The 23,273-nt window shown below is 63.2% G+C and carries 27 protein-coding genes; 21 read left to right on the top strand and 6 right to left on the bottom strand.

Translation table 11 applies throughout. The annotated features are described in order from the left end of the window. The first annotated feature begins 113 nt into the window (after positions 1-113). From ACZ9IU_RS07400 to ACZ9IU_RS07380, 5 genes are all read left to right on the top strand, one after another. Positions 114-404: a GIY-YIG nuclease family protein gene (locus ACZ9IU_RS07400; protein ID WP_038541582.1), complete on the top strand. Its 291-nt coding sequence runs from the start codon at positions 114-116 to the stop codon at positions 402-404. Positions 405-910: 506 nt separating this feature from the next. Beyond that, complete coding sequence (locus ACZ9IU_RS07395) at positions 911-1,597, top strand: hypothetical protein (protein ID WP_038541580.1); 687 nt, start codon at positions 911-913, stop codon at positions 1,595-1,597. 340 nt (positions 1,598-1,937) lie between these two features. Beyond that, positions 1,938-3,827 carry an ABCB family ABC transporter ATP-binding protein/permease gene (locus tag ACZ9IU_RS07390; RefSeq protein WP_038541577.1) on the top strand — a complete coding sequence of 630 codons (1,890 nt, stop codon included), beginning with the start codon at positions 1,938-1,940 and terminating at the stop codon, positions 3,825-3,827. A gap of 42 nt (positions 3,828-3,869) precedes the next feature. Then, positions 3,870-4,010: a hypothetical protein gene (locus tag ACZ9IU_RS07385; RefSeq protein WP_157885094.1), complete on the top strand. Its 141-nt coding sequence runs from the start codon at positions 3,870-3,872 to the stop codon at positions 4,008-4,010. A gap of 98 nt (positions 4,011-4,108) precedes the next feature. Continuing rightward, positions 4,109-5,131, top strand: a complete 1,023-nt coding sequence (locus ACZ9IU_RS07380; protein ID WP_038541574.1) for an LLM class flavin-dependent oxidoreductase — start codon at positions 4,109-4,111, stop codon at positions 5,129-5,131. 78 nt (positions 5,132-5,209) lie between these two features. Here the strand turns inward: ACZ9IU_RS07380 and ACZ9IU_RS07375 are convergent, their stop codons facing one another. Next, complete coding sequence (locus ACZ9IU_RS07375; RefSeq protein ID WP_038541570.1) at positions 5,210-7,066, bottom strand: ABC transporter ATP-binding protein; 1,857 nt, start codon at positions 7,064-7,066, stop codon at positions 5,210-5,212. A gap of 291 nt (positions 7,067-7,357) precedes the next feature. Here ACZ9IU_RS07375 and ACZ9IU_RS07370 point away from each other — a divergent pair, with 291 nt between their 5' ends. From ACZ9IU_RS07370 to ACZ9IU_RS07360, 3 genes are all read left to right on the top strand, one after another. Then, positions 7,358-8,056 (top strand): phosphatidylserine decarboxylase, encoded by a 699-nt coding sequence (locus tag ACZ9IU_RS07370; RefSeq protein ID WP_038548987.1) that lies wholly within the window; start codon positions 7,358-7,360, stop codon positions 8,054-8,056. A gap of 16 nt (positions 8,057-8,072) precedes the next feature. Beyond that, complete coding sequence (pssA, locus tag ACZ9IU_RS07365) at positions 8,073-8,912, top strand: CDP-diacylglycerol--serine O-phosphatidyltransferase (protein WP_038541566.1); 840 nt, start codon at positions 8,073-8,075, stop codon at positions 8,910-8,912. 173 nt (positions 8,913-9,085) lie between these two features. Further along, positions 9,086-9,214 carry a hypothetical protein gene (locus ACZ9IU_RS07360; protein WP_255759033.1) on the top strand — a complete coding sequence of 43 codons (129 nt, stop codon included), beginning with the start codon at positions 9,086-9,088 and terminating at the stop codon, positions 9,212-9,214. Between the two features lie 18 nt (positions 9,215-9,232). On the opposite strand, the gene ACZ9IU_RS07355 is transcribed toward ACZ9IU_RS07360, so the two are convergent. Genes ACZ9IU_RS07355 through ACZ9IU_RS07345 form a run of 3 tightly spaced genes read right to left on the bottom strand, consistent with a single transcriptional unit; the run spans position 9,233 to position 11,043 of the window. Beyond that, complete coding sequence (locus ACZ9IU_RS07355; RefSeq protein WP_173426769.1) at positions 9,233-9,850, bottom strand: LysE/ArgO family amino acid transporter; 618 nt, start codon at positions 9,848-9,850, stop codon at positions 9,233-9,235. A 40-nt stretch (positions 9,851-9,890) separates the two neighbouring features. Continuing rightward, a complete protein-coding gene (locus tag ACZ9IU_RS07350; protein ID WP_038541561.1) occupies positions 9,891-10,658 on the bottom strand; it encodes an SOS response-associated peptidase in 768 nt (255 codons plus the stop codon). Positions 10,659-10,716: 58 nt separating this feature from the next. Further along, positions 10,717-11,043 (bottom strand): YnfA family protein, encoded by a 327-nt coding sequence (locus tag ACZ9IU_RS07345; RefSeq protein WP_038541558.1) that lies wholly within the window; start codon positions 11,041-11,043, stop codon positions 10,717-10,719. 167 nt (positions 11,044-11,210) lie between these two features. On the opposite strand from ACZ9IU_RS07345, the gene ACZ9IU_RS07340 reads away from it, so the two are divergent. The 10 genes from ACZ9IU_RS07340 to ACZ9IU_RS07295 all read left to right on the top strand — a co-directional run bounded on the left by ACZ9IU_RS07340 (position 11,211) and on the right by ACZ9IU_RS07295 (position 17,267). Next, the gene (locus ACZ9IU_RS07340) at positions 11,211-11,489 is read left to right on the top strand and encodes a type II toxin-antitoxin system RelE/ParE family toxin (RefSeq protein WP_038541554.1); all 279 of its coding nucleotides are present in this window, start codon (positions 11,211-11,213) and stop codon (positions 11,487-11,489) included. A gap of 24 nt (positions 11,490-11,513) precedes the next feature. After that, positions 11,514-11,822 (top strand): HigA family addiction module antitoxin, encoded by a 309-nt coding sequence (locus tag ACZ9IU_RS07335; RefSeq protein WP_038541550.1) that lies wholly within the window; start codon positions 11,514-11,516, stop codon positions 11,820-11,822. A 25-nt stretch (positions 11,823-11,847) separates the two neighbouring features. Next, positions 11,848-12,264, top strand: coding sequence for an NUDIX hydrolase (locus tag ACZ9IU_RS07330; protein WP_038541546.1), 417 nt, complete (start codon positions 11,848-11,850; stop codon positions 12,262-12,264). Between the two features lie 47 nt (positions 12,265-12,311). Beyond that, the gene (locus ACZ9IU_RS07325) at positions 12,312-12,743 is read left to right on the top strand and encodes a TIGR02301 family protein (protein ID WP_038541544.1); all 432 of its coding nucleotides are present in this window, start codon (positions 12,312-12,314) and stop codon (positions 12,741-12,743) included. Between the two features lie 101 nt (positions 12,744-12,844). Continuing rightward, the gene (locus tag ACZ9IU_RS07320; RefSeq protein ID WP_007752665.1) at positions 12,845-13,102 is read left to right on the top strand and encodes a hypothetical protein; all 258 of its coding nucleotides are present in this window, start codon (positions 12,845-12,847) and stop codon (positions 13,100-13,102) included. 40 nt (positions 13,103-13,142) lie between these two features. Then, positions 13,143-13,892, top strand: a complete 750-nt coding sequence (locus tag ACZ9IU_RS07315) for a hypothetical protein (protein WP_038541539.1) — start codon at positions 13,143-13,145, stop codon at positions 13,890-13,892. Positions 13,893-14,239: 347 nt separating this feature from the next. Then, complete coding sequence (gene ygfZ / locus ACZ9IU_RS07310) at positions 14,240-15,082, top strand: CAF17-like 4Fe-4S cluster assembly/insertion protein YgfZ (RefSeq protein ID WP_038541534.1); 843 nt, start codon at positions 14,240-14,242, stop codon at positions 15,080-15,082. 35 nt (positions 15,083-15,117) lie between these two features. Next, positions 15,118-15,702 carry a YfbR-like 5'-deoxynucleotidase gene (locus ACZ9IU_RS07305; protein ID WP_038541531.1) on the top strand — a complete coding sequence of 195 codons (585 nt, stop codon included), beginning with the start codon at positions 15,118-15,120 and terminating at the stop codon, positions 15,700-15,702. Continuing rightward, the gene (locus tag ACZ9IU_RS07300; protein ID WP_038541528.1) at positions 15,699-16,223 is read left to right on the top strand and encodes a tyrosine phosphatase family protein; all 525 of its coding nucleotides are present in this window, start codon (positions 15,699-15,701) and stop codon (positions 16,221-16,223) included. The genes ACZ9IU_RS07305 and ACZ9IU_RS07300 overlap by 4 nt, the downstream gene beginning before the upstream one ends. A 120-nt stretch (positions 16,224-16,343) precedes the next feature. Then, entirely contained in the window at positions 16,344-17,267 is a 924-nt protein-coding gene (locus ACZ9IU_RS07295; protein ID WP_038541525.1) for a mechanosensitive ion channel family protein, read from the top strand. Positions 17,268-17,353: 86 nt separating this feature from the next. On the opposite strand, the gene ACZ9IU_RS07290 is transcribed toward ACZ9IU_RS07295, so the two are convergent. Both ACZ9IU_RS07290 and ACZ9IU_RS07285 read right to left on the bottom strand, forming a co-directional pair. After that, positions 17,354-18,046: an RES family NAD+ phosphorylase gene (locus tag ACZ9IU_RS07290; RefSeq protein ID WP_038541520.1), complete on the bottom strand. Its 693-nt coding sequence runs from the start codon at positions 18,044-18,046 to the stop codon at positions 17,354-17,356. Beyond that, positions 18,043-18,432 carry an MbcA/ParS/Xre antitoxin family protein gene (locus ACZ9IU_RS07285; protein WP_038541519.1) on the bottom strand — a complete coding sequence of 130 codons (390 nt, stop codon included), beginning with the start codon at positions 18,430-18,432 and terminating at the stop codon, positions 18,043-18,045. Before ACZ9IU_RS07285 ends, ACZ9IU_RS07290 begins: the two co-directional genes overlap by 4 nt. Before the next feature lie 370 nt (positions 18,433-18,802). On the opposite strand from ACZ9IU_RS07285, the gene ACZ9IU_RS07280 reads away from it, so the two are divergent. From ACZ9IU_RS07280 to ACZ9IU_RS07270, 3 genes are read left to right on the top strand one after another with little or no spacing between them, the layout of a single operon-like run. Continuing rightward, positions 18,803-21,610, top strand: coding sequence for a DUF2339 domain-containing protein (locus ACZ9IU_RS07280; protein WP_157885093.1), 2,808 nt, complete (start codon positions 18,803-18,805; stop codon positions 21,608-21,610). Further along, positions 21,607-22,257 carry an HD domain-containing protein gene (locus ACZ9IU_RS07275; protein ID WP_038541516.1) on the top strand — a complete coding sequence of 217 codons (651 nt, stop codon included), beginning with the start codon at positions 21,607-21,609 and terminating at the stop codon, positions 22,255-22,257. Before ACZ9IU_RS07280 ends, ACZ9IU_RS07275 begins: the two co-directional genes overlap by 4 nt. Before the next feature lie 12 nt (positions 22,258-22,269). Continuing rightward, on the top strand, positions 22,270-23,121 hold the full coding sequence (locus ACZ9IU_RS07270; RefSeq protein WP_038541514.1) for an MOSC domain-containing protein: 852 nt from the start codon (positions 22,270-22,272) through the stop codon (positions 23,119-23,121). The last annotated feature ends 152 nt before the right edge of the window (positions 23,122-23,273 follow it).

The following is a 23,273-nucleotide window of genomic DNA, read 5'->3' as shown; positions in this document are numbered from 1 at the left end:
GGCGGTTCTCCAAATTCCCTCATTCCTGTGCTCGTCACAGGAATCCAGCAGCACCGCGTCGGCGGTGCGAAAGACCACTTGCGCACGATAATCGCCGGCGCCACACTTCAACCATGAAGGGTTACGTCTACATTCTCGCCTCTAAACGCAATGGTACGCTGTATATCGGCGTGACGCGCGATCTCCCCGGCCGCCTTTACGAACACCAGAACGAACTCACACCCGGCTTCACGTCGAAATACGGGGTCAAGACGCTCGTCTGGTTCGAGGAATACGACCTCCTTGTCGACGCGATCACCCGCGAGAAGACGATGAAGAAATGGCCGCGGAAATGGAAACTCAATCTGATCGAGGAACGCAATCCGGATTGGGAGGACATCGCCTCGCATCTGCATTCGTTATGAAGTCGTTGGGACAGAGTCCCCGCCGCGCAGACGCGCGGCCGCTGGATTCCTGTGACAAGCACAGGAATGAGGGTGGTTTAGGCCCAAGCCTTCACTCCAAATCCGATGTGTCTTCGGAAGCTGGTTTCGAGGTTGCTTTTGCAAAGAGGAACCCAGGTCTGAGGCGTTGCAGATAATCGCGGACAGCTCCCCTATCTCCCTCATTCCTGTGCTCGTCACAGGAATCCAGCCGCGCCGCGTCGGCGGAGCGAAAGACTCTTCCAGCGCATCTTCCCTGCCAAGAAACCGGGGGCGATTCCCCTGCCCCGTGAAAACGACCCAGCCCCTTAGCCACATTCACGTCCCCGTCCATCCCAGCCTCCCCAAAAGGCCCTTGGGCGGCAAAGCGCCCGCCTGCTCCGTTTCAGCCAGCCTCGCGCAGGTTAGAGGGAATACCGCGGTGGTCAGGCGGCGTGCTCGCGTATTATCTCCGGCTCTGATCCATGCCGCGCGGACAGGAGAATAAAATGGTTTCCAGCATTAATTCCATTCGGATTTGGTCCTCTCAGGCAGCTCTCAACGCATTCAAGGATGTCTCCGACAACCGGACGCCGGGCAGCTCGACGTCCGGCTCGTCCTCCTCGTCGCTTGCCGACATGCTGTTCCCGGGCAGCAACGGCGGAGACGACTATGAGGACGACAAGATCGCGGCGCTGATCGCCTCGCTGCAGCGGACGATGAACGGCACCGCGCCAGACGAGACGGCCGGCGACGGATCGGTCGGCGACATGTCCAGCAAGGCATTCATGAAGGCGTTGCAGGAGAAGCTGGACGCGCTGAAGGCGAACCCCGACAGCAAGGCGATGGCCGAGGCGATGCAGAAGGCGCTCGACGCCGGCACACTGAAGATGACCGACGCGGTTGCCGGCGACCAGATCACCGCCTGGGACATGACCGACGGCAAGCAGACCTCGACCAGCGTCACCTCGGTCGATAAATCCGACTGGACCCAATTTCTGAAGGACCGCCTGACGCGGGACGACGGCGGCAAGTTCGTGCGCAACGCCGATGGCAGCTATATCGAGAAGGCAACCGGGGCCAGCTCCTATTTCGGCATGGTCGGCGAGGCCTACTATTACATTTCCTGGCCGACGCCGGCACCGACAAAGCCTGCGGCCGGGACGACGCCCGCCGCCTCTACCAGCACCAAGTGACACGACAGGCCGAGGGCGGGCGAAAATCCCGCCCCCGCCTCCCTGCCGTCCTCAGAACTTTCACGAAACCGTCATTGCAACATCCGCCGCCGGACCTTATGTGCGGGAGGCGTTTTGACGCGCCCGTTATCGGGACAGTCGTATTTGGGAACGCCCCTCATCCGCCTGCGTCCTGCGGACCCCTCTGCCGTTTGAACGGGAAGAAGGACGCAAGCTGCCGGCTTTCTGCTTCCCCCAGCGATGGTGCGGGACGGCTTGAGGCCAGCGGCTTCTCCTGCCGAAGGTCGGAGCGAGAGGCAATTCCATATGCGGCTGACCCGCGCCCGCTCCGGAGACATCGATGGCGAATACCAAGAAGACCATTTCGGCGGATGCCAGCAATCCGCTCGGCACGCTCGTCAACCTGTGGCCCTATATGTGGCCCGAGGGCCGCGCCGATCTGAAGGCCCGGGTCATCTGGGCGACCTTCTATCTGTTCCTCGCCAAGTTCGTGCTTCTGACGGTACCCTATTTCTTCAAATGGGCGACGGATGCGCTGAACGGCAAGCTGGACATGGCGGGCGTGCTGCCCGCCTTCCTGCTCGGCGCCGTGGTGCTGGTCATCGCGCTCAATTTCACCCGCATCCTGCAAGTCGGCCTCAACCAGCTGCGCGACGCGCTGTTTGCTTCGGTCGGGCAATATGCCGTGCGCCAACTCGCCTACCGCACCTTCGTGCACATGCATCAGCTGTCGCTGCGTTTTCATCTGGAGCGCAAGACCGGCGGCCTGTCGCGGATCATCGAGCGCGGCACCAAGGGCATCGAAACGATCGTCCGCTTCACCATTCTCAACACCGTGCCGACACTGCTCGAATTCCTGCTGACGGCGGTGATCTTCTGGGTCAGCTACGGCTTCTGGTATGTCGCGGTGACGGCGATCACGGTGGCGCTCTACATCTGGTTCACGGTGAAGGCCAGCGACTGGCGCATCGCCATCCGCCGCTCGATGAACGACAGCGACACGGACGCCAATACCAAGGCGATCGATTCGCTCCTCAATTTCGAGACGGTCAAATATTTCGGCAACGAGGAGATGGAAGCCAAGCGCTTCGACAGTTCGATGGCCCGTTATGAAAAGGCGGCGACCGACGTCTGGACTTCTCTCGGCTGGCTCAACTTCGGCCAAGGCGTCATCTTCGGCCTCGGCACGACTGTCATGATGGTGATGTCGGCGCTTGCCGTGCAGCGCGGCGAGCAGACGATCGGCGATTTCGTGTTCGTCAACGCACTGCTCCTGCAGCTTTCCGTGCCGCTCAACTTCATCGGCTTCGTCTATCGCGAAATCCGCCAGGGGCTGACCGATATCGAGCAGATGTTCGAGCTGCTCGAAGTGCAGCCCGAGGTCGTCGACCGGCCGGATGCCAAGCCGCTCGACATCGCGCAAGGATCGATCTCCTTCAAGGACGTGCATTTTTCCTATGATGCGGCCCGGCCGATCCTGAAGGGCGTCTCCTTCGACGTGCCGGCCGGCAAGACGGTGGCGATCGTCGGCCCCTCCGGCGCCGGCAAGTCCACCATTTCGCGCCTGCTCTACCGGTTCTACGACATCCAGGACGGCTCGATTACCATCGACGGGCAGGACGTGCGCGACCTGACGCAGCATTCGCTGCGCGCGGCGATCGGCATGGTGCCGCAGGATACCGTGCTGTTCAACGACACGATCGCCTACAACATTCGCTACGGCCGGCCAACGGCCAGCGAGGAAGAGGTGCTGGCCGCCGCCGACGTGGCGCAGATCGGCCACTTCATCAGCGCTCTGCCGGACGGTTTCGAGACCAAGGTCGGCGAGCGAGGCTTGAAACTGTCCGGCGGCGAGAAGCAGCGCGTGGCGATCGCCCGCACGGTGCTGAAAGCCCCGCCGATCCTGATCCTCGACGAGGCGACCTCGGCGCTCGACACCACGACCGAGCACGAGATCCAGTCGGCACTCGACGTGGTCTCCAGGAACCGCACGACGCTGGTGATCGCCCACCGGCTTTCCACCGTCATCGGCGCCGACGAGATCATCGTCCTGCGCGGCGGGCTGATCGCCGAGCGCGGCACGCACAGTTCACTGCTCGAACAGAACGGGCTCTACGCCTCGATGTGGAACCGCCAGCGCGAAGCGGTGCAGGCCGAAGAACAGCTGCGCAAGGTGCGCGAGAGCGACGACCTCGGCGTCGTCCTGCGCGGCGTCCCGGCGGCGGAATAGGCCGGTGGCGGGCACGAACTCCAAAGCAGGAAGAACTCAACGATGAAACGATACCTCACTCCCCGCATGCTCGTCCTCGGCAGCGTCGCTGTCGCCTATATGCTGGTGCTGATCTTCTTCGGCTCGCCGCTGCTTGCCTTCACCACCTGGATGGGCTGGGTCGATCCGCAGGCGGCGCGGTAAGCGGACGCACTGTTCACAGGGCGGCGACTGTTCATGTCGCGGTCGAGATGCCATCTAACGTGTAACTTCAGACACAGCAAATTCACGGTGGTAACGCAATGAAAAAGATCGGCTTTCTCTCCTTCGGACACTGGACCCCCTCGCCGCAGTCGCAGGCGCGGTCGGCATCCGATGTCCTCCTGCAATCCATAGACCTCGCGGTAGCGGCCGAGGAACTTGGTGCCGACGGCGCCTATTTCCGCGTCCACCATTTTGCGCGGCAGCTCGCCTCGCCCTTCCCGCTGCTTGCCGCCGTCGGTGCACGCACGAAGCGCATCGAGATCGGCACCGCCGTCATCGACATGCGGTATGAAAACCCGCTCTACATGGTGGAAGACGCAGGCGCCGCAGACCTGATTTCCGGCGGACGCCTGCAGCTCGGCATCAGCCGCGGCTCGCCGGAACAGGTGATCGACGGTTTCCGCTATTTCGGCTACCAGCCGGCGGAAGGCGAGACCGACGCGGATCTTGGCCGGCGCCATGCGGAAGTGTTCTTCGACGTGCTGCGCGGTGAAGGTTTCGCCAAGCCCAATCCGCGGCCGATGTTCCCCAACCCGCCCGGCATGCTGCGCCTGGAGCCGCATTCGGCGGGCCTGCGCGACCGCATCTGGTGGGGTTCGAGCTCCAACGCGACCGCCGTCTGGGCCGCCAAGCTCGGCATGAACCTGCAGAGCTCGACGCTCAAGACCGACGAGAGCGGCAAGCCGTTCCACATCCAGCAGGCCGAGCAGATCCGCATCTACCGGGAGGCCTGGAAGGAAGCCGGCCACGCCCACGAGCCGCGCGTCTCCGTCAGCCGCAGCATCTTCGCGCTGATGAACGACACGGACCGCGCCTATTTCGGCGGCAGCGGCGAAAGCCAGGACCAGATCGGCAATATCGACCCGCAGACCCAGGCGATCTTCGGCCGCTCCTATGCCGCCGAGCCGGACAGGTTGATCGAACAGCTGAAGGCCGACGAGGCGATCGCCGAGGCCGATACGCTGCTGCTCACCGTGCCGAACCAGCTTGGTGTCGAGTACAATGCGCATGTGCTGGAGAGCATTCTGAAGCATGTGGCGCCGGGGCTGGGGTGGCGGTAGCGCAACCGCAACTAAACCTGGATGGTACCTGACGACGGCTTGCCTTGCCAAGCCGTCGTCGCAAGGTACCCATATGCGCTAGCTGCCATCAGCATCGGCGATATAACCACCGGTCTGCCGTTTCCAGAGCCGGGCATAAAGGCCGTCGCGGCTCAGCAGTTCATCGGGCGTACCCTCCTCGACGATACAGCCTTTGTCGAGAACGATGATCCGATCCATCTTGGCGATCGTCGACAGCCGATGAGCGATAGCAATCACCGTCTTGCCGTTCATCAGCACGGCCAACTTATCCTGAATGGCTGCCTCCGATTCGCTGTCGAGCGCGGAGGTCGCCTCGTCGAGCACGAGGATCGGTGCGTCCTTGAGAAGGACCCTGGCGATGGCGACGCGCTGCCGCTGGCCGCCGGACAATTTGACACCGCGATCACCGACGAAGGCATCATATCCCTTGCGCCCTTCGCCGTCGGTCAGTTCGGCGATGAAACCGTCCGCCTGGGCGGCCCTGGCCGCCTGTTCTATTTCCTCCTGCGACGCAGGCGGCCTTCCGTAGCGGATGTTGTCTCCGACCGAGCGATGCAGCAGGGCGACATCCTGTGAAATGACGCCGATCTTTTCCCTGAGACTTGCCTGTGTGACCGATCGAATGTCCTGGCCGTCGATCAGGATCGAACCGCTCGTCAGATCATAAAACCGCAGAAGCAGGCTCACCAGCGTCGTCTTGCCCGCCCCGGAAACCCCAACCAATCCCACCTTCTCGCCTGCCCGAACGTTCAAGGTCAGGCTATCGAGAACCTTTCGGTCGGCGCGATATGCAAAGCCGACATTCTCGAAGCGGATCTCGCCGCGCGAAACGACCAGCGGCGACGCCTCCGGTGCATCGTTGATGGTTGGCGGCGTTGTCATCACCGGCATGGCATCACGAATGGTGCCGACGGCCTGGAAAATCTGCTGGCCCATCTGCAGAAATGCGCGGGCATTTCCCGACAGGCGCTGGGTGATATAAAGCGAGGCCACGAACTGGCCGGTGCTGACAAACCCGGCAATCATGCCCCAGAAACCGACGGTGAGCATGGCAAACCACAGGAGCACATTGAGCGTTGTGATGCCGGTGTCGGTCGTCAGGTAGATACGCCGTTCTTTCTGCTGGGTTTCCACGACCTTTGCGAAAACGTTGCGCAAGGCGCCTGCTTCGCTGTCTTCCGCGGCGAACTGCTTCACCATCTGAATATTGCTGTAGAGATCGGTCATCGAACCCACGACCAGGCTGCGCTGGCGGGCCGAACGGCGGGAGCGCTCGGTGAAATGCGGAACCGCGATCACGGCAATGACAACGCTGGCGGTAATCCAGATAAGGACCGGCAGCGCGAGCGGCCAGGCCACGGTCCCGAGCAGGAACAGCGACCCGATAAACTGCACGAGGAAATGCGGGATCGCCTGAAAGGCTACGACGACCTGCTGCTGGACCGCGGATGCAACCTGAGACAGGCGCGAGGCCACCTGGCCGGCAAAAAGATCATGGAAGAACCCGAGGTCCTGCCTTTCCACGGCTTTATGCCCCTGCCATTGAATTGCCACCGGCATGCAGACCGCGACCGCTTGCGAGGCAAGCGTATTGGCGAAAAATGCGAAGACAGGCAGAACCGGGAATAGCAGCATTCCCATGGCCACAAGCAGGCGCCACCGATCGTGGAGAAAGGCTGCGGCTCCGTTTGCCGCGACGCCGTCAACGATGATCGACAGGCTCCAGATCAGGAAAAGGTTGATGCATTCCACCAGCATGGCAAACACGGAGATGGAAATCAGAACCCCCCGGAACATTCTAATGAAGTGCAGGAGCAGCACGAAGGGGCCGCGGGAGGGCAGGCGCTCATGGGGGATTTCGAGGGGCCGGATCAGGGTTTCGAAGGGACGATAAACGAAATCTGAAAAGGACATGACAGCTGAAAGACCATCTTGAGATTGAATCATCAAAAGAACGAGCTCGCCATTTAACCACAGATTGATATCAGGCGCGAAACTTCTCTAAGGTCGTATTCTCGGAAGAAGCTCGATTTCGTGTGCTCGCTTCGCACCACAACCGGCACCGGCGGCCGTGCGGAACGACACAATCGCGATCACCGCGAAAGCGATTGCGACCGAACCCGTCAGTTGGGTCTTGGAACCGCATTGCCGCAAAAACGGTTTCGCTGTAGTCAGGTGACCCTGACCATACGGGAGAAAACGTTGATCAACCTCTTCGACACCATCCGCAACACGCTCGTGCCGATCCATAAGGAAGGTTACATCTTCGTCGCCGCCTTCTTCATCGCCTCGTTGATCCTCGGTTATATCGCCGAGCCGCTGTTCTGGGTCGGCCTGGTGCTGACTTTGTGGTGCGCCTATTTCTTCCGCGATCCGGAACGGGCCGTGCCCCAGGATGACGACCTGATCCTCAGCCCCGCCGACGGACGCGTCAGCCATGTCGCCATGGTCGTGCCGCCCACCGAGCTGCAGCTGGGCTCCGAGCCGATGCTGCGCATCTCGGTGTTCATGAACGTGTTCGATTGCCATATCAACCGCTCGCCGGTGCGCGGCCAGGTGTCCCGCATCGAGTATCGCCCCGGCCAGTTCGTCAATGCCGAACTGGACAAGGCGAGCGACGACAACGAGCGTAACGGCCTGGTGATCGACACCCGCCACGGCAAGGTCGGCGTGGTGCAGATCGCCGGCCTGGTGGCACGGCGCATCGTCTGCTGGGTGAAGCCGACCGAACCGGTCAATGCCGGCGAACGGTTCGGCCTGATCCGCTTCGGCTCGCGGCTCGACGTGTTCGTGCCGGCCGGCGGCCAGCCGCGCGTGTCGGTCGGCCAGCGCGCCATCGGCGGCGAAACCGTGCTTGCGGAATTCGGCTCCGCCAAGGGCCCGATCATCAGCCGCCGCACGTAAAGGGAGCTAGAGCCTGATGGAGACGCCCGCCTCGCCGCCCTCGCCCCCTCATTCGCACGCGGAACACAACAGCCCGAACGAAGAGGCCCGCGGGCCGCGCCTGCGCGAAATTCCGCTCCGGCTGCTGGTGCCGAACCTGATCACGGTGCTTGCCATCTGCGCCGGCCTGACGGGCATCAGGCTCGCCTTCGAGGGGCGCTACGAGCTGGCGGTCGCCATGGTGCTGCTGGCCGCCTTCCTGGATGGCATCGACGGGCGCGTGGCACGGCTCCTGAAAGCCACGTCGAAATTCGGCGTGCAGATGGATTCGCTTGCCGACATCATCAATTTCGGCGTCGCGCCGGCGCTGGTCTCCTACGCCTTCCTGCTCGACCAGGCGCATTCGATCGGCTGGATCGCCGCCCTGCTCTATGCGATCGCCGCCGGCCTGCGCCTTGCCCGGTTCAACGTCATGGAAGACCGCAACATCAAGGCGGACTGGCAATCGGAATTCTTCGTCGGCGTGCCAGCTCCGATGGGCGCCATGCTGGTATTGCTGCCGGTCTATCTCGGCTTCCTCGGCCTCGAGGCGACACCGATCTTCGTTTATGCAAGCGTTGCCTATACGGTGCTGATCGGCTACTTGCTCGTCTCCCGCCTGCCGGTCTGGTCCGGCAAGTCGAGCCGCATCCGCCGCGACCTGATGCTGCCGATCATGCTTGCCGTGGTGCTCTATGTAGCGCTGCTGATGAGCTATACCTGGCAAGTGCTGTCGACCACCGTCGTTGCCTATCTCCTCGTCCTGCCGTTCAGCGCCCGCGCCTGGCACCGTCGCTACGGCACGATTACAATCGAGGATGACAGTACGCATGTCTGAGTCTGCTCGAACTCGGTAAGCTGCAACTTCCGCGCAACAGTTTCCCACAAGATGACAGTTCTACGAATACCGGGCGGCAGTGCCAGCTTGCCGGCCACGATTCCGCCCGCTTTTATGGGAAAAGCCGCGATCGCAAAATGCAAACAAGAGATTCGCGTGTTGAGGAGACAGCCATGAGCACCGAGAAGAAAATCGAATCAAAACCGGAAATGACCACGCCCTACCGACCGCTCGGCCTGAAGGCCGTGGTTGCCGCAGCCCTGATGCTGAACCGCAAGCCGAAGCTTACCCCAGCTGGCTGATCAGTCGGCTGATCGGCTTCATTCGCCGCTGATAAAACTCCACAGGAGCCCCAGCGCGAGAAGGCCCATGACGACGCCGATGATGACGTCCAGAACCCGCCAGGCGGCGGGTCTGGCAAACAACGGCGCCAGGAAACGCGCGCCGTAACCGAGCCCGAAGAACCAGACGAACGAGGCAATCGCCGCACCGGCGCCATAGGCCACCCGTTCCGCTCCTTCGAAGGCCGCAGACAGGCTGCCAAGCAGCACCACCGTATCCAGATAGACATGCGGGTTGAGGAAGGTGAAGGCCAGGCAGGTCAAGACCGCCGCCTTCAGCCCCATCGGCTCCGGCGCGCCTGCCACCATCGCGGCCGGCTTCACTGCCCGGCGGAAGGCCATGAAGGCGTAGGTTCCGAGAAACACTGCCCCGCCCAGCGTTACGACCGAGATCAGCATCGGCGACCGAGAAACGACGGTGCCGAGCCCACCGACGCCGGCGGCGATCAGCGTCGCATCCGACAGCGCGCAGATCAGGCAGAGGATGAAGACATGGGAGCGGATCAGCCCCTGGCGCAGGATGAAGGCGTTCTGGGCGCCGATGGCGATGATTAGCGAAGCACCGAGTGCGAGGCCGGAAAGGCCGGCGGAAAACAGGTTCATGAAATTGTCCGTGTGAAGGAAGAGAGCCGAGGGGTCAGAAAAGCGACATCTGGGTCGAGTCGGGTTTCGGCTTTTTCGGCGGTTCCTCTTCCGGCTGGGCGACCGCAACCGGTTTCTGCAGGTCCGGCCCCATGTTGGCGACCTTGTTGACGAGATCGGAAACCGGCAGCGCCTCGAAGAAATCTTCCTGCACCGGCCGCATCAAGTCGGCCACTTCGCGCGGTTCCTGGGTCTTGCAGTCGAGCCAGCGGGAAAAGTCCTCCGGCTCGATGACGACGGGCATGCGGTCGTGGATATGGCGAATGCCGCCATTCGCGGCCGTCGTCATGATCGCGGCGGTATCCACCTCGGAACCATCGGCAGAAGACCAGGTCTCCATCAGACCGGCAAAGGCGATGACGCCGCCGCGCTTCGGGCGGATCCAATAGGCCTGCGGCTTGACGCCGCTTTCCTTCGGCGGCCGGCGCCATTCGTAAAAGCCGGTGGCAGGGATCAGGATGCGGCGATGGCGCATGGCGGCGCGGAAGGAGGCCTTGCCGATCGCCGTCTCGGAGCGCGCGTTGATCAGCAGCGGAAACTCCTTCATGTCCTTCACCCAGCCGGGGATCAGGCCCCAGCGGGCGAGGAAGGCGCGGCGCTCCGGCAGGTTGCTGCCCGGCTCACGCTTTTCCGATGACATGACGACGAGGATCGGCTGGGTCGGGGCGATATTGTAGCGGGCCGGGAAATCGTCGATATCCGCCAGGCTGAAGAATTCCGAAATATCCTTGGGAGTCGCCGTCAGGGCGTAGCGTCCGCACATGCAGACTATGTGGCATCGGGCCTTGGAAGGGTCAAGCGCTGATGCTCAGGCGCTGACGTCATGCACTTCTGGGGCCGAAGAGGATGATCGCGCCGCCGACGAGGCACACCATGACGCCGAGAACATCCCATCGGTCCGGCACCCGGGCCTCGATAGCCCAGAGCCAGAGGATCGAGGCGAGGATATAGATGGCGCCATAAGCCGCATAGGTCCGCCCCGCCGCCTCGCTCGGCACCAGCGCCAGCAGCCAGGCAAAGACGATGAGCGACACAACGCCCGGCACCAGCCACCAGACCGGCTTTTCCAGCCTGAACCACGCCCAGAAGGCGAAACAACCGGCAATCTCGGCAAGCGCGGCGATGGAGTAGAGGATGTAAGTTTTCATGGGAGACGTGGGCTTGAAGGAGATGGCATCTGGGGCACGTTTTCATATGATCGAAACGATGGAAACCGAAATCTGCGCGATCCCATCATAACGCGGGCATGCACGGCCACATGTAAATTATTTGCTTACGGCCTTGACCTCGTGTAAGCAATATACTTACATGCTGCATGATCAATTCCTTCAGGAACAAGGCGCTGGCTGCCCTATTCCAGAGCGGCAAGACGAGCAAAATCGACGCGAAGATGCACAAGCGCATCCTTGTGCGGCTGGACCGTCTTGAAGCGGCCGAGCGCCCGGAGGACATGAACCTCCCGGGGTTTGATTTTCATGCCCTGCATGGCCTTGATCCGACCCGCTATACCGTTCACGTCAACGGGCCGTGGTGCATCACATTCGAATTCGACGGCAAGGACGCCGCCCGTGTCGACTTCGAGCAATATCATTGAGGCGGCGGTTTAGGGACGAGATCGATGGCGGAATATGAAATAAAAAGGCCGATCCAGCGTTGCCCGTCCCATCCCGGCGCACTGCTTGAGGAAATCATCCCGGCGACCGGCAAGACGAAGGTCGAGATCGCTGAGCTTTTAGGCATTTCCCGCCAGCAGCTCTATGACATCCTGCGCGAGCGCAAGCCCATCTCCCCAAATGTCGCGGCCCGACTCGGCAAGATGTTCGGCGACGGTGCCGCGATCTGGCTGCGCATGCAGGCCGCCTATGACGCCTGGCATGCGGAACGCGAGGTGGACGTCAGCAAGATTCCGACATTGAGTGCCGCCTAATAAGACAAGACGCAAAGACCGTAATATGCCTCAATCCCCCCAGGCCGCGTCCTCCGCCATTCTCGAACGCGACGGCCGGTTTCTGCTGATTCGGCGTATGAACCCGCCGTCGATGGATCTGTTCGCGTTTCCGGGCGGCCGGGCCGAGCCCGGCGAGACGCCGGAGCAGACGGCGGTACGGGAATTTTTGGAGGAGACCGGCATTGCGGTGCGCAATCCCGTCCTCTTCGCCACCTACGACCTGAAGAGCGAGAAGCAAGGTGGGCAGCATTTCTTTCTGTCAGTCTTTCGCGTGGAGGCCGACCCCGATAGCCAGGCGATCGCCGCCGACGATGCGGCCGATGCCGGCTGGTATACGCTTGAAGAGATCCGCGGCCTGCCGGTGCCGGCGAGCGTGCTCGAATGCGCCGAGAGGCTGGCGGCGGAGATCAATGCCCGCTAAGAAGGCTCGCTAAGACCGGCGCAATCGCGCCGCATCGGGACCCGTTCATGAAGCTCATTCAGCGACTTGGCTGCCTGACCCTGCTGGCAATCCTTGCGGCGACCCCGCTTGCCGCCCAGTCGGCGAAACAGCAGCCGTCCGCACCGCTACCGCCTCCTCCGGCGGCCGAGGAAAAGCCGGCACCCTATGACGGGCAACTGACGCGGCTGGCGGAAGTGCTCGGCTCCATCCAGTATCTGCGCGCGCTCTGCGGCGCGTCGACATCCGAATGGCGGGCCTCAATGCAGCAGTTGCTGGATGCCGATAGCGGCACCGAGCCGAAGCGCCGCGAGAGGTTGACCGCGGCCTTCAACCGGGGGTATCGGTCGTTTGCAGCCGTGCATACGTCCTGCACGGATGCGGCAAGAACCGCCGAGGAGCGTTATCGTATCGAAGGCGCAACACTTGCGACAGAAATCGCGGCGCGCTTCGGAAATTAGAGGATTATTTACCTCTTTTGGCGGGAGGCCGTGTCGTTTTGATAAAAGGCTGATAAAGTTTTTAACGGGCTAGTAATTAAACGGGCACCGAGGACGACAGAATGCAGACAGGCCGCAACGACATCGACGACATGATTGTGCATGAGAAGATGCAGGCTGCCTTGGAATATCAGAGCGAGGCATGGGCAGACGGCCGTGCCGACGGTATCGAGCCGGAAATCATTGCCGACGCAGCTCTGGTACTTGCCATGCGGGAAACCATCCGCATTCATGGAGAAATGGGCGCCGAAGCCATGCTTGATTCGCTCAAGAGCCGCATGCTCGCCGGCGAATTCTCCCCCGAGCGCACTGTTCAATAAACGATAGAGGTTTCCCGTGCGAAACGCGGCGGAAACGACGATGCCCAGACTCTCCATCCGCCTCTCGGCGGCAATCGTGCTTGGTGCCGCCATGACAATGGCGGTCGGCGGCCAGGCCCTGGCGCTGTCGGAGCTGCGCCCGAGCGTCGAGCCACAAGAACCGGAGCGTGGCCAGAGCCGCGCCATCGTTCAGGCTTTCGAAGGCACGACTCTGCCGCAGCCGGGACCCGCAATCAATCGATCGGCACAGGCCGGCGACAGCACCAAGACGACCGCTCCCCCGGCAAACCCGAACGCCGCCAAGCCCGCGCCGAGCGACGACAAGCCGGCGGAAATCATCCGCGACATGACAAAGCTGCCGGCGCCGGTCAAGCAGATGCGTGAAAAGCTCGTCGAGGCCGCGGCCTCGGGCGATGTCACCCGCCTGCGCGACCTGATGGGAACAGGGGCTACTCAGACGCAGGTGATGAACGGCGAATTCGAGGATCCGATCGAAACGCTGAAGAGTTTTTCGGGCGATGCGGACGGCCAGGAAATCCTCGCCATCCTGCTCGATATCCTTTCCACCGGTGCCGCGCATTTCGACATCGGCACGCCGGAAGAAGCCTATGTCTGGCCCTATTTCGCCGGCAAGCAGCTTTCGAAGCTGACGCCGCCCGAACGGGTCGATCTTTTGCGCATCGTGACCGCCGGCGACCTCGCCGGCATGGAAGAGAACGGCAACTACAACTTCTTCCGCGCCGGCATCAGCCCGGACGGCAAATGGAAGTTCTTCTCCGGCGGCGACTGAGCGGGCGGGAATATTTCCGATGGTGTTTGCAGCTGCCTCGTGGCGGCTGTGTTGATGGGTGCAGAGGAGCGCGCCCAGCTGATCTCCCCCCTTGAGGGGGAGATGCCCGGCAGGGTAGAGGGGGGGGGGTAACCCTCCCAGCACACTCTCCGCCACTGCATTTACCGCACCGTTGCTACCCCCCTCTGTCACCTTCGGTGACATCTCCCCCTCAAGGGGGGAGATCATCGGGAGTTTGCCGCGCCGGCTCGCCTCGACGAACTTTGTTGGCAATCTCCCCGGCATGCCTTGCCGCCGTCCCTGCGAAGACTTAACTCTCAGTCTCAGAACAACCGGATTTCTGCGCCATGCCCGCCGCCTTTCTTCCTTCGCGAAGCCTGATCCGCCTCACCGGCAAGGATGCGCAGGATTTCCTGCAGGGGCTGATCACCACCGACATCGATTCACTGCCGGAAGGCGAGGCTCGGCCGGGTGCGCTCTTGACGCCGCAGGGCAAGATCCTGTTCGATTTCCTGGTCTGGCGCGAGGGCGACGGGTTCGTCATCGAGACCGAGACGGCTCAGCGCGAGGCGCTGATGCGGCGGCTGACCATGTACAAGCTGCGCGCAGCCGTGGATATCACGGCCGGTCCGGAAGACGGAATCACCGTGTTCTGGGGTGATGATTCGGGCAAGGGCTCGGTGAAGGATGCGGCCTTCGCCAAGGCCGGAATCCCCCTTGCCCGCGCTCCCGGCAAACTGGACGACGGGCCGGAAGAGGCTTATCACGCGCTGCGAATCGAAGCCGGCATCTCGATCTCCGGTCACGACTATGCGCTGCAGGACGCCTTTCCGCACGACGTGCTGCTCGCCCAGACGGACGGACTTTCCTTCCGCAAGGGCTGCTATGTCGGCCAGGAAGTCGTCTCCCGCATGCAGCATCGCGGCACGGCGCGGCGGCGGGTGGTGATCGTTTCGGGCGAAGCCGCCCTGCCCGCCTCCGGCACCGAGATCGTAGCCGGCGGCAAGCCGGTCGGCGCGCTCGGATCTGTTTTCGGAAACAAGGGGCTGGCGATCGTGCGCATCGACCGCGTCGGCGACGCCCTGGCACGCGGCGTGCCGCTTTCGGCAGGCGATGTGACTGTGAGCTTGACGCTTCCGGCCTGGAGCGGGCTCTCCTTCCCCGCCGAGGCTGAAGAGGCCGAGACGTGAGCCCAGTGGTGACGGCACCACGTGCCTGGCAACGAATGCTGTCGGGACGCCGGCTCGACCTGCTCGATCCCTCGCCGCTCGACATCGAAATCTCCGATATCGCCCATGGGCTTGCCCGCGTCGCCCGCTGGAATGGCCAGACGCGCGGCGACCATGCCTTTTCCGTCGCCCAGCATTGCCTTGTCGTCGAGGAAATCTTTCGCCGCTGCAACGAGGCCTGCACGGCCGACGCGCTGCAGATGACGATGCTGCACGATGCGCCGGAATATGTGATCGGCGACATGATCTCGCCGTTCAAATCGGTGGTCGGCGGCGGCTACAAGGCGGTCGAGCAGCGGCTGGAGGCGGCGATCCACCTGCGTTTCGGCCTGCCGCCGCATCCGAGCCGCGAACTCAAGGCGCTGATCAAGAAGGCCGACACGATCGCTGCCTTTTTCGAGGCCACGGAACTTGCCGGCTTCTCGGTCACCGAGGCGCGGAAATTCTTCGGCCAGCCGCGTGGCATCACCCCCGACATGCTGACGATCCAACCGATGCCGGCGCTGACGGCGCAACAGCTTTTCCTCGACCGGTTCCATCAGATCGAGGCCGAGCGCAACGCCGTGGGCAAGACGCCATGACCACGATCGTCGTCTGCCCGCTCGGCTCCATCGCTGAGACAGCTGTCCGGCACAAGGCGCGCGAAATGGTGAGCCTGATCGCCGAGGGCCAGGATTTTCACCGGCCCGGCGTGATTTCAGCCGAGCGTCACTTGAAGCTGGCGATGAACGATATCGGTTTTGCCGGCACGGGAGGCCTGATCGCCCCGAGCGAGGCGCATGTGGAAAGCCTGATCGGCTTCGTGCGCGATTGGGACCAGTCGGCGCCGATCGTCATCCATTGCTGGATGGGCGTCTCCCGTTCGCCTGCCGCAGCGGTGATCACCGCGCTCTCGCTGTACCCGGAAGAGGACGATTTCGCGCTGGCTGCGAGGCTTCGCAGCGTCGCGCCGCATGCGACGCCGAATACGCGGCTGATCGAGATCGGCGACCGGTTGCTCGGCCGCAACGGCCGGCTGATCGCTGCCATCAAGGGGATAGGCCGCGGTACCGAGACTGATGGCCGGGCCTCCTTCATCTTGCCGCTAAAAACCTCGCCTTGAACCTGAAAGTTGAATTTTCTTAATTGTTTAGCTCGGAGCAAAAAAGCTCCACTTTTATCTTGACCTCGCGGCCTGCTGCGCCAATTAACGGCGAAACTAAAATCAGGAGCAGACCGCCGGATGGACCAGGCGTCGGAATTTGTTGTGGCTACCAGGGCGGCGCTCGCTCAGTTGAGCGCGCTGGCGGTGCAATATTCCTTCTCCGCCGTCGGTGCGATCGTCCTCCTCATTCTCGGCTGGATGGCCGCCGGCCTGATCAGCCGCTGGGCCCATCGCGGCCTGTCGCGCATCCACGGCATCGACGCGACGCTGTCGCAATTCTTCTCCAATATCATCCGTTATGCGATCCTGGTTCTCGTCGTCGTCATGGTGCTCGGCCAGTTCGGGGTGCAGACGGCATCGGTGCTCGCGGCTCTCGGCGCGATCGGCCTTGCGGTCGGCCTGGCGCTGCAGGGTACGCTGCAGAACATCGCGGCGGGCATCATGCTCCTGGTCCTGCGGCCGTTCCGGGTGGGGGAGAGCATCGAGACCGGCAGCGTCACCGGCACGATCGTCGATGTCGGACTGTTTGCGACCGAACTACGGACCGCCGACGGCGTCTATCGGCTGGCGCCGAACTCGACGTTGTGGAACGTGCCGATCACCAATTACAGCCGGCTGAAGACGCGCCGCAACGAGATTTCGGTCAGTATCGGCACCGATCGCGATATCGGCCGGACCCAGGCGAAACTGATGGCGATCGCCAGCGGCGACAGGCGGGTGCTGAAGGACCCGGCGCCGACCGTCTACGTGGCCGAATTCGATGCCGGCAGCGCCAAGCTGACGCTGCGCTACTGGACGAAGAGCAGCGACTGGTGGGAAACCGGTCGCGACCTGACCAGGGACGTCAAGCTCGCTTTTGACAAGTTCCCTGGCGACAAATTCCCCGGCGACAGACAGCCGGAACAGATTCCAGACCCTCAGGTAGAAACCCGTGACGTCACCGGTGAGAGCGGACCTCCGGCTCCTCACGGTGCGGACGAACCGGTGACGTCGCGGACCTGAAGGAAAGGATGCATCGGGGCCGGCTTTTCACGAGGAAGCCGGCCCCGATGCCCAAAATTTTACGAGAATCGAATCGGCGATCACCGTCACACCGCCTTGAGGTCGTATTCCTCACTGCCCGACCAGACGATGTCCCAGGACGCTCCCGGGCGTACGTTGCGGATGGCCGTCGGTTCGAAGGCGACGAGACAGCGGCCCTGATCGTGCCGTACCGACGGATAGATCAGTCCATCATGCCCGTCGCGCCTCAATCTTTCGGCAAGCGCCTGCCCCTGGGGGTAGCCGATCGCGGGATCCGGATCGAGCGCCGGGTGGTTTCTCTCGTCGGTGATATTCGGATACTCGCCGATGAAATCCGCCAGCAGTTCCACATAACGCGCCGTTTCCTCAAAGACGCCGATGAACCGCAGTTCCCGCGTCTTGTGGAAGGCGACCTCGGCAATCGACGTCATTGTGTCCCAGCTGCAGTACCAGGCCCCGCGGTTTTCGTCGTTGAAGCGGTTTCCACCTTTTCGTGTGTAGGTGAAGGCGGCGTTGATATGGGTGTTGCCGTAGACCTGCAGGTCGTGCTTGCGGCGTTTCCAGGCGAGCTCGCGGCGGTCGAGATAGAGGTTCAATCCCCGCTCGGCGGTCAGCCGGGCACTGGTCATGCCCTCGATCTCGGCAAGGATCGCCAGTTCCTCGTCGTTATCCACCAAGCTGCGCAGGCTCGGCGGCTTGTGGTAGGTCGCCGGGATCAGCCGCACCAGCGCCCGGTCGCTGACCGAGGTCACGATCACGCACCGCCCCGCAGGGCATCCAGGTAATTGCGCACCGCGAGGAATTGCGGCAATCCCTCGTCGATCAGCGTATCGATGGGTCGGGTGCCGCGAAACAGCGGCCCCTCGTTCGGCAAGGTCATCCACTTCGTGGCGATCGGATTGTTGAAATAGAGTTTCAGGGCCTTGTAGATGCCGATGACGGCGCTGAGGCGCAGCATCTGGTCCTTGGTCAAGCCTCCCGAATAGCCAGGTTTTCGGGCACGTTTCCACGTGCTTTCCGACATATCCGCAAGGGCCGCCGCCTCGTTCACCGGCACGCCCCACTCGGCGACGACATTGCCAAAGGCCTTCAGCGCGACGGCCGTCAGCTGTTCCGCTTTTTCTTTTCTGGCTGCGACTTCCATGGAAGCTCCTTTGCGTCGAGAGCAAATTTAGTTCATTTGCACTCGATGTAAAGGTCAAATGACCCTTTTTGATACATTACCGCGGATTGCCACTATTGCTATCGCTTGGGGGAACTGTCTGCAGAAGGTCGGTCGAGATGCGCATTCCTCCAGCCGCCGATCCAGGGGCCGAGCGTTGCCGAGGTCGTCGAGCACTTGCGGGGTGTTTTCCAGGCCGGATGACCGGCGCGGATGGGACACGGCCATTGCGGCACGGGACCGTGACCGACACTCGACCGGCGCCCGATTGGTCGTGGAACACGGCTCTTCCCTTCCCTCGGCCGGTAATTGTATAACCGGTTGATTGAACCCTTCACCCGCGAGCGTGCCGATGATCGAAATCCTCCTCCTGCTGCTGGTGATCTTGATGGTGGGTCTTTATCGCAAGACATCGACCCGAGTGGCAGCGCTCGAAAAGGAGCTGGAGGCGATCAAGGTCGGACTGCTTTCCACGCAGCCGGTTTCCACGGCGGCACCCGTGGCTGCCCCGGCGACGGTTCCCGCTGCGGCGGCTGTTATCGCCACCGAAGCGGTGACCGAAGAACCGGCAGTTCGGGCAGAACCGGTCCCCCAGGCAGAACCGGTTGCGGCAGAGGCCGTGCCGGAAGAGACGATTGCGGCAAGCGTGGCCGCCGAGGACGTTGCGGCCCGCGAGGAGGCTCCCGCACCGGTCGCGACGACGACACGGACACCAACGCCCGCAAAACCGAAAAACCGCGAAAACCTCGAAAGCTATCTCGGCGCCCGCTGGCCGGTCTGGGTCGGCGGCGTAGCGCTTGCCTTCGGCGGTATCTTTCTGGTGCGCGCTTCGATCGAGGCCGGGCTGCTCGGACCGGGCGCGCGCCTCGTGCTTGCCTGCCTGTTCGGCCTCGTGCTGATGGCCGGCGGCGAGATCGTCCGGCGCCGGGCGATGCCGCAGGTATCCGACCGGTTCGGCAATGCAATGATCCCCGGCGCGCTGACGGCGGCGGGTGCAGTGACGCTGCTGGGCGCGATCTATGCGGCCTACGGCGTCTACGAATTCATCGGTGCGACGCCGGCCTTCATCCTGCTCGCGCTCGTCTCCTTCGCAACCATCGGGCTGTCGCTGTTGCACGGACAGGCGCTCGCCGGGCTCGGCCTGCTCGCTTCGCTGCTGACGCCGGCCCTCGTCGCCAGCGAACAACCAAACGCCAACGCGTTGTTCATCTTCCTCGGTCTCACCTGGGTCGCGGTCAACGCGGCCTCGCGCTTCCGTCGCTGGACCATCGTGCCAATGCTCGCCAATATCGGCATCGGGCTGTGGGCTATCGCCTACACGTTCGGCGCTAATGATTTCGACCCGATGCCCCCGACGCTGACGCTGATCGTGATGATCGCCGGCACCGGCTTCTTCTGGCCAGGTGCCGTCTATGGCGCCGACCGCGTGGCAAAGAGCGGCTGGAGCGGGCTGCTGGGCCGCCAGCCGCTGACCATCACGCTCTCGGTCGCGATCATGTCGGTTCTGCCGGCGCTCGCCATGCTGGTGGCGGATTCGGTCACCGGCATCGCTCCGTATTTCGCCTCCGCTGCCGTGATCGCGGCACTCGCAGCACTCGGCGCCAGCCGCGCCTATACGGTTTGGCCGGCGATGATCGCCGCCGGCGGGGCGGTGCTGAACCTCTTCGTCGTGGCGCTTTTGCTCCTCGATACCTATGTGCCGCAACCGGTCGGCAACGAACCGCTGCCGGTCGTGACCTACGCGACGGAAGTCGGCGTCAGCCTGCTGCTCGGGGCGGTCTTCACCCTGCTCGGCTTTGCGTTCCTGAAGCGCTTCCGCAAGACCGAACCGGAATTTTCGATGGTCTGGAGCGTGTTGATGTCCGGCGTGCCGGTGGCGCTGGCGACCATCAGCTTCCTCAATTTCGGCAATCTCGGGCACGACTGGACCCATGGGCTTTACGGGCTCGGGCTCGGCCTCGTGCTGCTGGCAGGCGCCGAATGGCTGTTCCGCGACCATGACGAGGCGAGCGACGGACGCATCGACTGGGCGGCCAACCTGGTCGTCGCCGGATCGTTTGCGGGCTTCACCTTGGCGCTGCATGCTTTGACCAACGGCATCGTCACCACCATTCTCGTGTCGGTGCTGGGTTTTGCCTATGTGCTCGGCATGCGGGTTCGGCCGTGGCCGGCGCTGCCGTGGATGATGGCAGCGGCGATCCTGATCGTGTTCGGCCGGATCGCCTGGGAACCGACGCTGATCGGCCAGAACAGCCTTGGCACCACGCCGTTCTTCAACGCGCTTCTGCCGGGCTACGGCATTCCGACGCTGCTGGCGATCGTGACCGCCTATCTGTTGAAGGACTCTTCGGATTTCCGCATCCGCAACCTGATGCAGGCGCTTGCGTCGCTCGCCTCGCTGATGACGGTCGCGGTTCTGGTGCGCCATGCGATGAACGGCGGCGTACTCGACGACCGGGTGCCGACGCTCGGCGAGCAGTCGATCTACACGCTGCTGACGGTCGGTTTCTCAGGGATCTTGATGACGCTCGATTTCAAACGCCCAAGCCCTGTCTTCCGCTGGGGTTCGATGATCGCCGGGGTGCTCGCCACCGCCAATGCGCTGTCGCTGCACGTGTTTGGCCTCAACCCCTATTTCAGCGGTGAAAACACCGGCGCCTGGCCTTTCTTCAACCTGCTGCTGCTCGGTTATCTCCTGCCAGGCCTCGCCTATGCGCTGGTCGCCTATTACGCCCGCGGGCGGCGACCGATGCCTTACGTGATCATGCTGGCGCTGGCCGGCGCAGTGCTCGGCTTCCTGTGGGCGACACTTTCGGTGCGGCGCTTCTGGCAGGGCCAGAACATCGCCGACTGGAAGGGGTTCATGGCCGCCGAGACCTATACCTATTCGGTGGTCTGGCTGCTGATTGGCGTGGCGCTGCTGGCGATCGGCTCCAAGCTCGACGCCAAGAGCCTGCGGCTTGCCTCCGCTGGTCTCGTGCTCGTCGCCGTGGTAAAGGTGTTCTTGGTCGACATGTCGAACCTCGAAGGGATTCTTCGGGCGCTGTCGTTCATCGGGCTCGGTGCGGTGCTGATCGGGATCGGGCTTTTCTACCAGCGCATTCTGGTGAACAAGAGCGGTGAACCGGCCGCCGTTGATTCCCAGGAACCCGTTTCGTGACCACTTCGCTAGCCGCCGCCTTTTCGCCTTTCGAGGCGCTTGCCGAAACCCTGATCCCGTATGCGACCGAAGGCGACGACGGCTCGCACGACATCGCCCATATTCTCCGCGTGTTCCGCAACGCGATGCGCATCCATGCCAAGGAAGGCGGCGACGGGCGGGTGCTTGCCGCTGCCGTGCTGCTGCATGACTGCGTTTCGGTGGAGAAGAACTCGCCGCTGCGGGCGCAGGCCTCGCGGCTGGCGGCGGAGAAGGCGTCAATGATCCTTGCCGATCTCGGCTGGGACAAGACGGATATCGCGACCGTCGCGCATGCGGTGACGACGCACAGCTTTTCGGCCAACATCGTGCCCGAGACGCTGGAGGCCAGGATATTGCAGGATGCGGACCGGCTGGATGCGATCGGCATGGTGGGCGCGGCGCGCTGTTTCTATATCGCCGGGCGGATGGGGTCCGGCCTCTACGACCCGGCCGATCCGCTCGCCAGACATCGGCCGCTCGACGACAAGGCGTTTGCGATCGATCATTTCGAGGTGAAACTGTTCAAGCTCGCCGACGGCTTCCAGACGGCGGCAGGGCGGGCTTTTGCCACGGAGCGGCATGAGCGCCTGCGCCAGGTGCTCGACCTCTTCATCGACGAGATCTGAAGGAGACTTCCCATGCGGATCAGCGAACTCAACGTCTATCCCCTGAAGAGCGGCCGCGGCATTGTGCTTGACGAAGCGGAGATCACGGCCGCGGGCATTCCCGGCGACCGGGAGATGATGGTCGTCGATCCGACAGGCATGTTCATCACCCAGCGGGAACTGCAGTCGCTTGCCCGGCTTCAGGTCTATCCGGGAACCGATTCCGTACGCTTCGCAATGGAAGGTCAGGGCGAGATCCGCGTCGCCCGGCCGCCGACTGAGCGGCGCATGGAGACCGTGGTGTGGAAATCCAGCGTCAACGCGGCGCTCGCCGACGATGCGGCCAATGCGGTGCTGTCGGAATGGCTCGGCCGGGACATTCGGCTGGTGTTCTTCGACGAGCAGGCCCGGCGCGTTGCAAGCCCGGAATGGGCCGGCGACAATTCGCCGGTGACCTTTGCCGACGGCTACCAGGTGCTGGTGACCACGACCGGATCGCTTGCCGCGCTCAATGCGGACATGGCGACGAGAGGCGAAGGCGCGGTCGGCATGGAACGGTTTCGGCCGAATATCGTGCTCGACCACGACGAACCCTGGGCCGAGGACGGCTGGACCGGCATCGAGATCGCCGGCATCCGTTTCGATTTCGTCAAACCCTGCGCCCGCTGCATCATGACCACCCAGGACCAGCGGACGGGTTCGCGCGACGTGCCGGACCCGATCCCCGCCATGGGCCGCATCCGCATGTCCGCCGACCGGCGCGTGCCCGGCCCGCTGTTCGGCTGGAACGCCGTGCCGCGCGGCACCGGGCGGATCAGGATCGGCGACGTGGCGACGGTGGTTGGCGAACGGGCGGAGGCCTGGGCGATCAAGCGGCGGGCTTGAGGGGCTGACGGAAACTGGTCGCGGCGAAGGCTCTGGAGATGATTGCCGGGGTAGCCCCTCATCCGCCTGCCGGCACCTTCTCCCCGCGCGCGGGGAGAAGGACTTTTGCCGCGACCTCTCCGGTCCCCCTCGCCCCGCGTGCGGGGGTCCGG

Source organism: Mesorhizobium sp. USDA 4132 (genome assembly GCF_056279545.1).
This window is presented reverse-complemented; position numbering and strand designations above follow the sequence as displayed.

What these genes read in the sequence shown, in the direction of transcription:
- ACZ9IU_RS07400 (WP_038541582.1), top strand. Translation starts at nt 114, where the DNA reads ATGAAGGGTTACGTCTACATTCTCGCCTCTAAACGCAATGGTACGCTG.
- ACZ9IU_RS07395 (WP_038541580.1), top strand. Translation starts at nt 911, where the DNA reads ATGGTTTCCAGCATTAATTCCATTCGGATTTGGTCCTCTCAGGCAGCT.
- ACZ9IU_RS07390 (WP_038541577.1), top strand. Translation starts at nt 1,938, where the DNA reads ATGGCGAATACCAAGAAGACCATTTCGGCGGATGCCAGCAATCCGCTC.
- ACZ9IU_RS07385 (WP_157885094.1), top strand. Translation starts at nt 3,870, where the DNA reads ATGAAACGATACCTCACTCCCCGCATGCTCGTCCTCGGCAGCGTCGCT.
- ACZ9IU_RS07380 (WP_038541574.1), top strand. Translation starts at nt 4,109, where the DNA reads ATGAAAAAGATCGGCTTTCTCTCCTTCGGACACTGGACCCCCTCGCCG.
- ACZ9IU_RS07375 (WP_038541570.1), bottom strand. Translation starts at nt 7,066, where the DNA reads ATGTCCTTTTCAGATTTCGTTTATCGTCCCTTCGAAACCCTGATCCGG.
- pssA (WP_038541566.1), top strand. Translation starts at nt 8,073, where the DNA reads ATGGAGACGCCCGCCTCGCCGCCCTCGCCCCCTCATTCGCACGCGGAA.
- ACZ9IU_RS07360 (WP_255759033.1), top strand. Translation starts at nt 9,086, where the DNA reads ATGAGCACCGAGAAGAAAATCGAATCAAAACCGGAAATGACCACGCCC.
- ACZ9IU_RS07350 (WP_038541561.1), bottom strand. Translation starts at nt 10,658, where the DNA reads ATGTGCGGACGCTACGCCCTGACGGCGACTCCCAAGGATATTTCGGAA.
- ACZ9IU_RS07345 (WP_038541558.1), bottom strand. Translation starts at nt 11,043, where the DNA reads ATGAAAACTTACATCCTCTACTCCATCGCCGCGCTTGCCGAGATTGCC.
- ACZ9IU_RS07340 (WP_038541554.1), top strand. Translation starts at nt 11,211, where the DNA reads ATGATCAATTCCTTCAGGAACAAGGCGCTGGCTGCCCTATTCCAGAGC.
- ACZ9IU_RS07335 (WP_038541550.1), top strand. Translation starts at nt 11,514, where the DNA reads ATGGCGGAATATGAAATAAAAAGGCCGATCCAGCGTTGCCCGTCCCAT.
- ACZ9IU_RS07330 (WP_038541546.1), top strand. Translation starts at nt 11,848, where the DNA reads ATGCCTCAATCCCCCCAGGCCGCGTCCTCCGCCATTCTCGAACGCGAC.
- ACZ9IU_RS07325 (WP_038541544.1), top strand. Translation starts at nt 12,312, where the DNA reads ATGAAGCTCATTCAGCGACTTGGCTGCCTGACCCTGCTGGCAATCCTT.
- ACZ9IU_RS07320 (WP_007752665.1), top strand. Translation starts at nt 12,845, where the DNA reads ATGCAGACAGGCCGCAACGACATCGACGACATGATTGTGCATGAGAAG.
- ACZ9IU_RS07315 (WP_038541539.1), top strand. Translation starts at nt 13,143, where the DNA reads ATGCCCAGACTCTCCATCCGCCTCTCGGCGGCAATCGTGCTTGGTGCC.
- ygfZ (WP_038541534.1), top strand. Translation starts at nt 14,240, where the DNA reads ATGCCCGCCGCCTTTCTTCCTTCGCGAAGCCTGATCCGCCTCACCGGC.
- ACZ9IU_RS07305 (WP_038541531.1), top strand. Translation starts at nt 15,118, where the DNA reads ATGCTGTCGGGACGCCGGCTCGACCTGCTCGATCCCTCGCCGCTCGAC.
- ACZ9IU_RS07300 (WP_038541528.1), top strand. Translation starts at nt 15,699, where the DNA reads ATGACCACGATCGTCGTCTGCCCGCTCGGCTCCATCGCTGAGACAGCT.
- ACZ9IU_RS07295 (WP_038541525.1), top strand. Translation starts at nt 16,344, where the DNA reads ATGGACCAGGCGTCGGAATTTGTTGTGGCTACCAGGGCGGCGCTCGCT.
- ACZ9IU_RS07285 (WP_038541519.1), bottom strand. Translation starts at nt 18,432, where the DNA reads ATGGAAGTCGCAGCCAGAAAAGAAAAAGCGGAACAGCTGACGGCCGTC.
- ACZ9IU_RS07280 (WP_157885093.1), top strand. Translation starts at nt 18,803, where the DNA reads ATGATCGAAATCCTCCTCCTGCTGCTGGTGATCTTGATGGTGGGTCTT.
- ACZ9IU_RS07270 (WP_038541514.1), top strand. Translation starts at nt 22,270, where the DNA reads ATGCGGATCAGCGAACTCAACGTCTATCCCCTGAAGAGCGGCCGCGGC.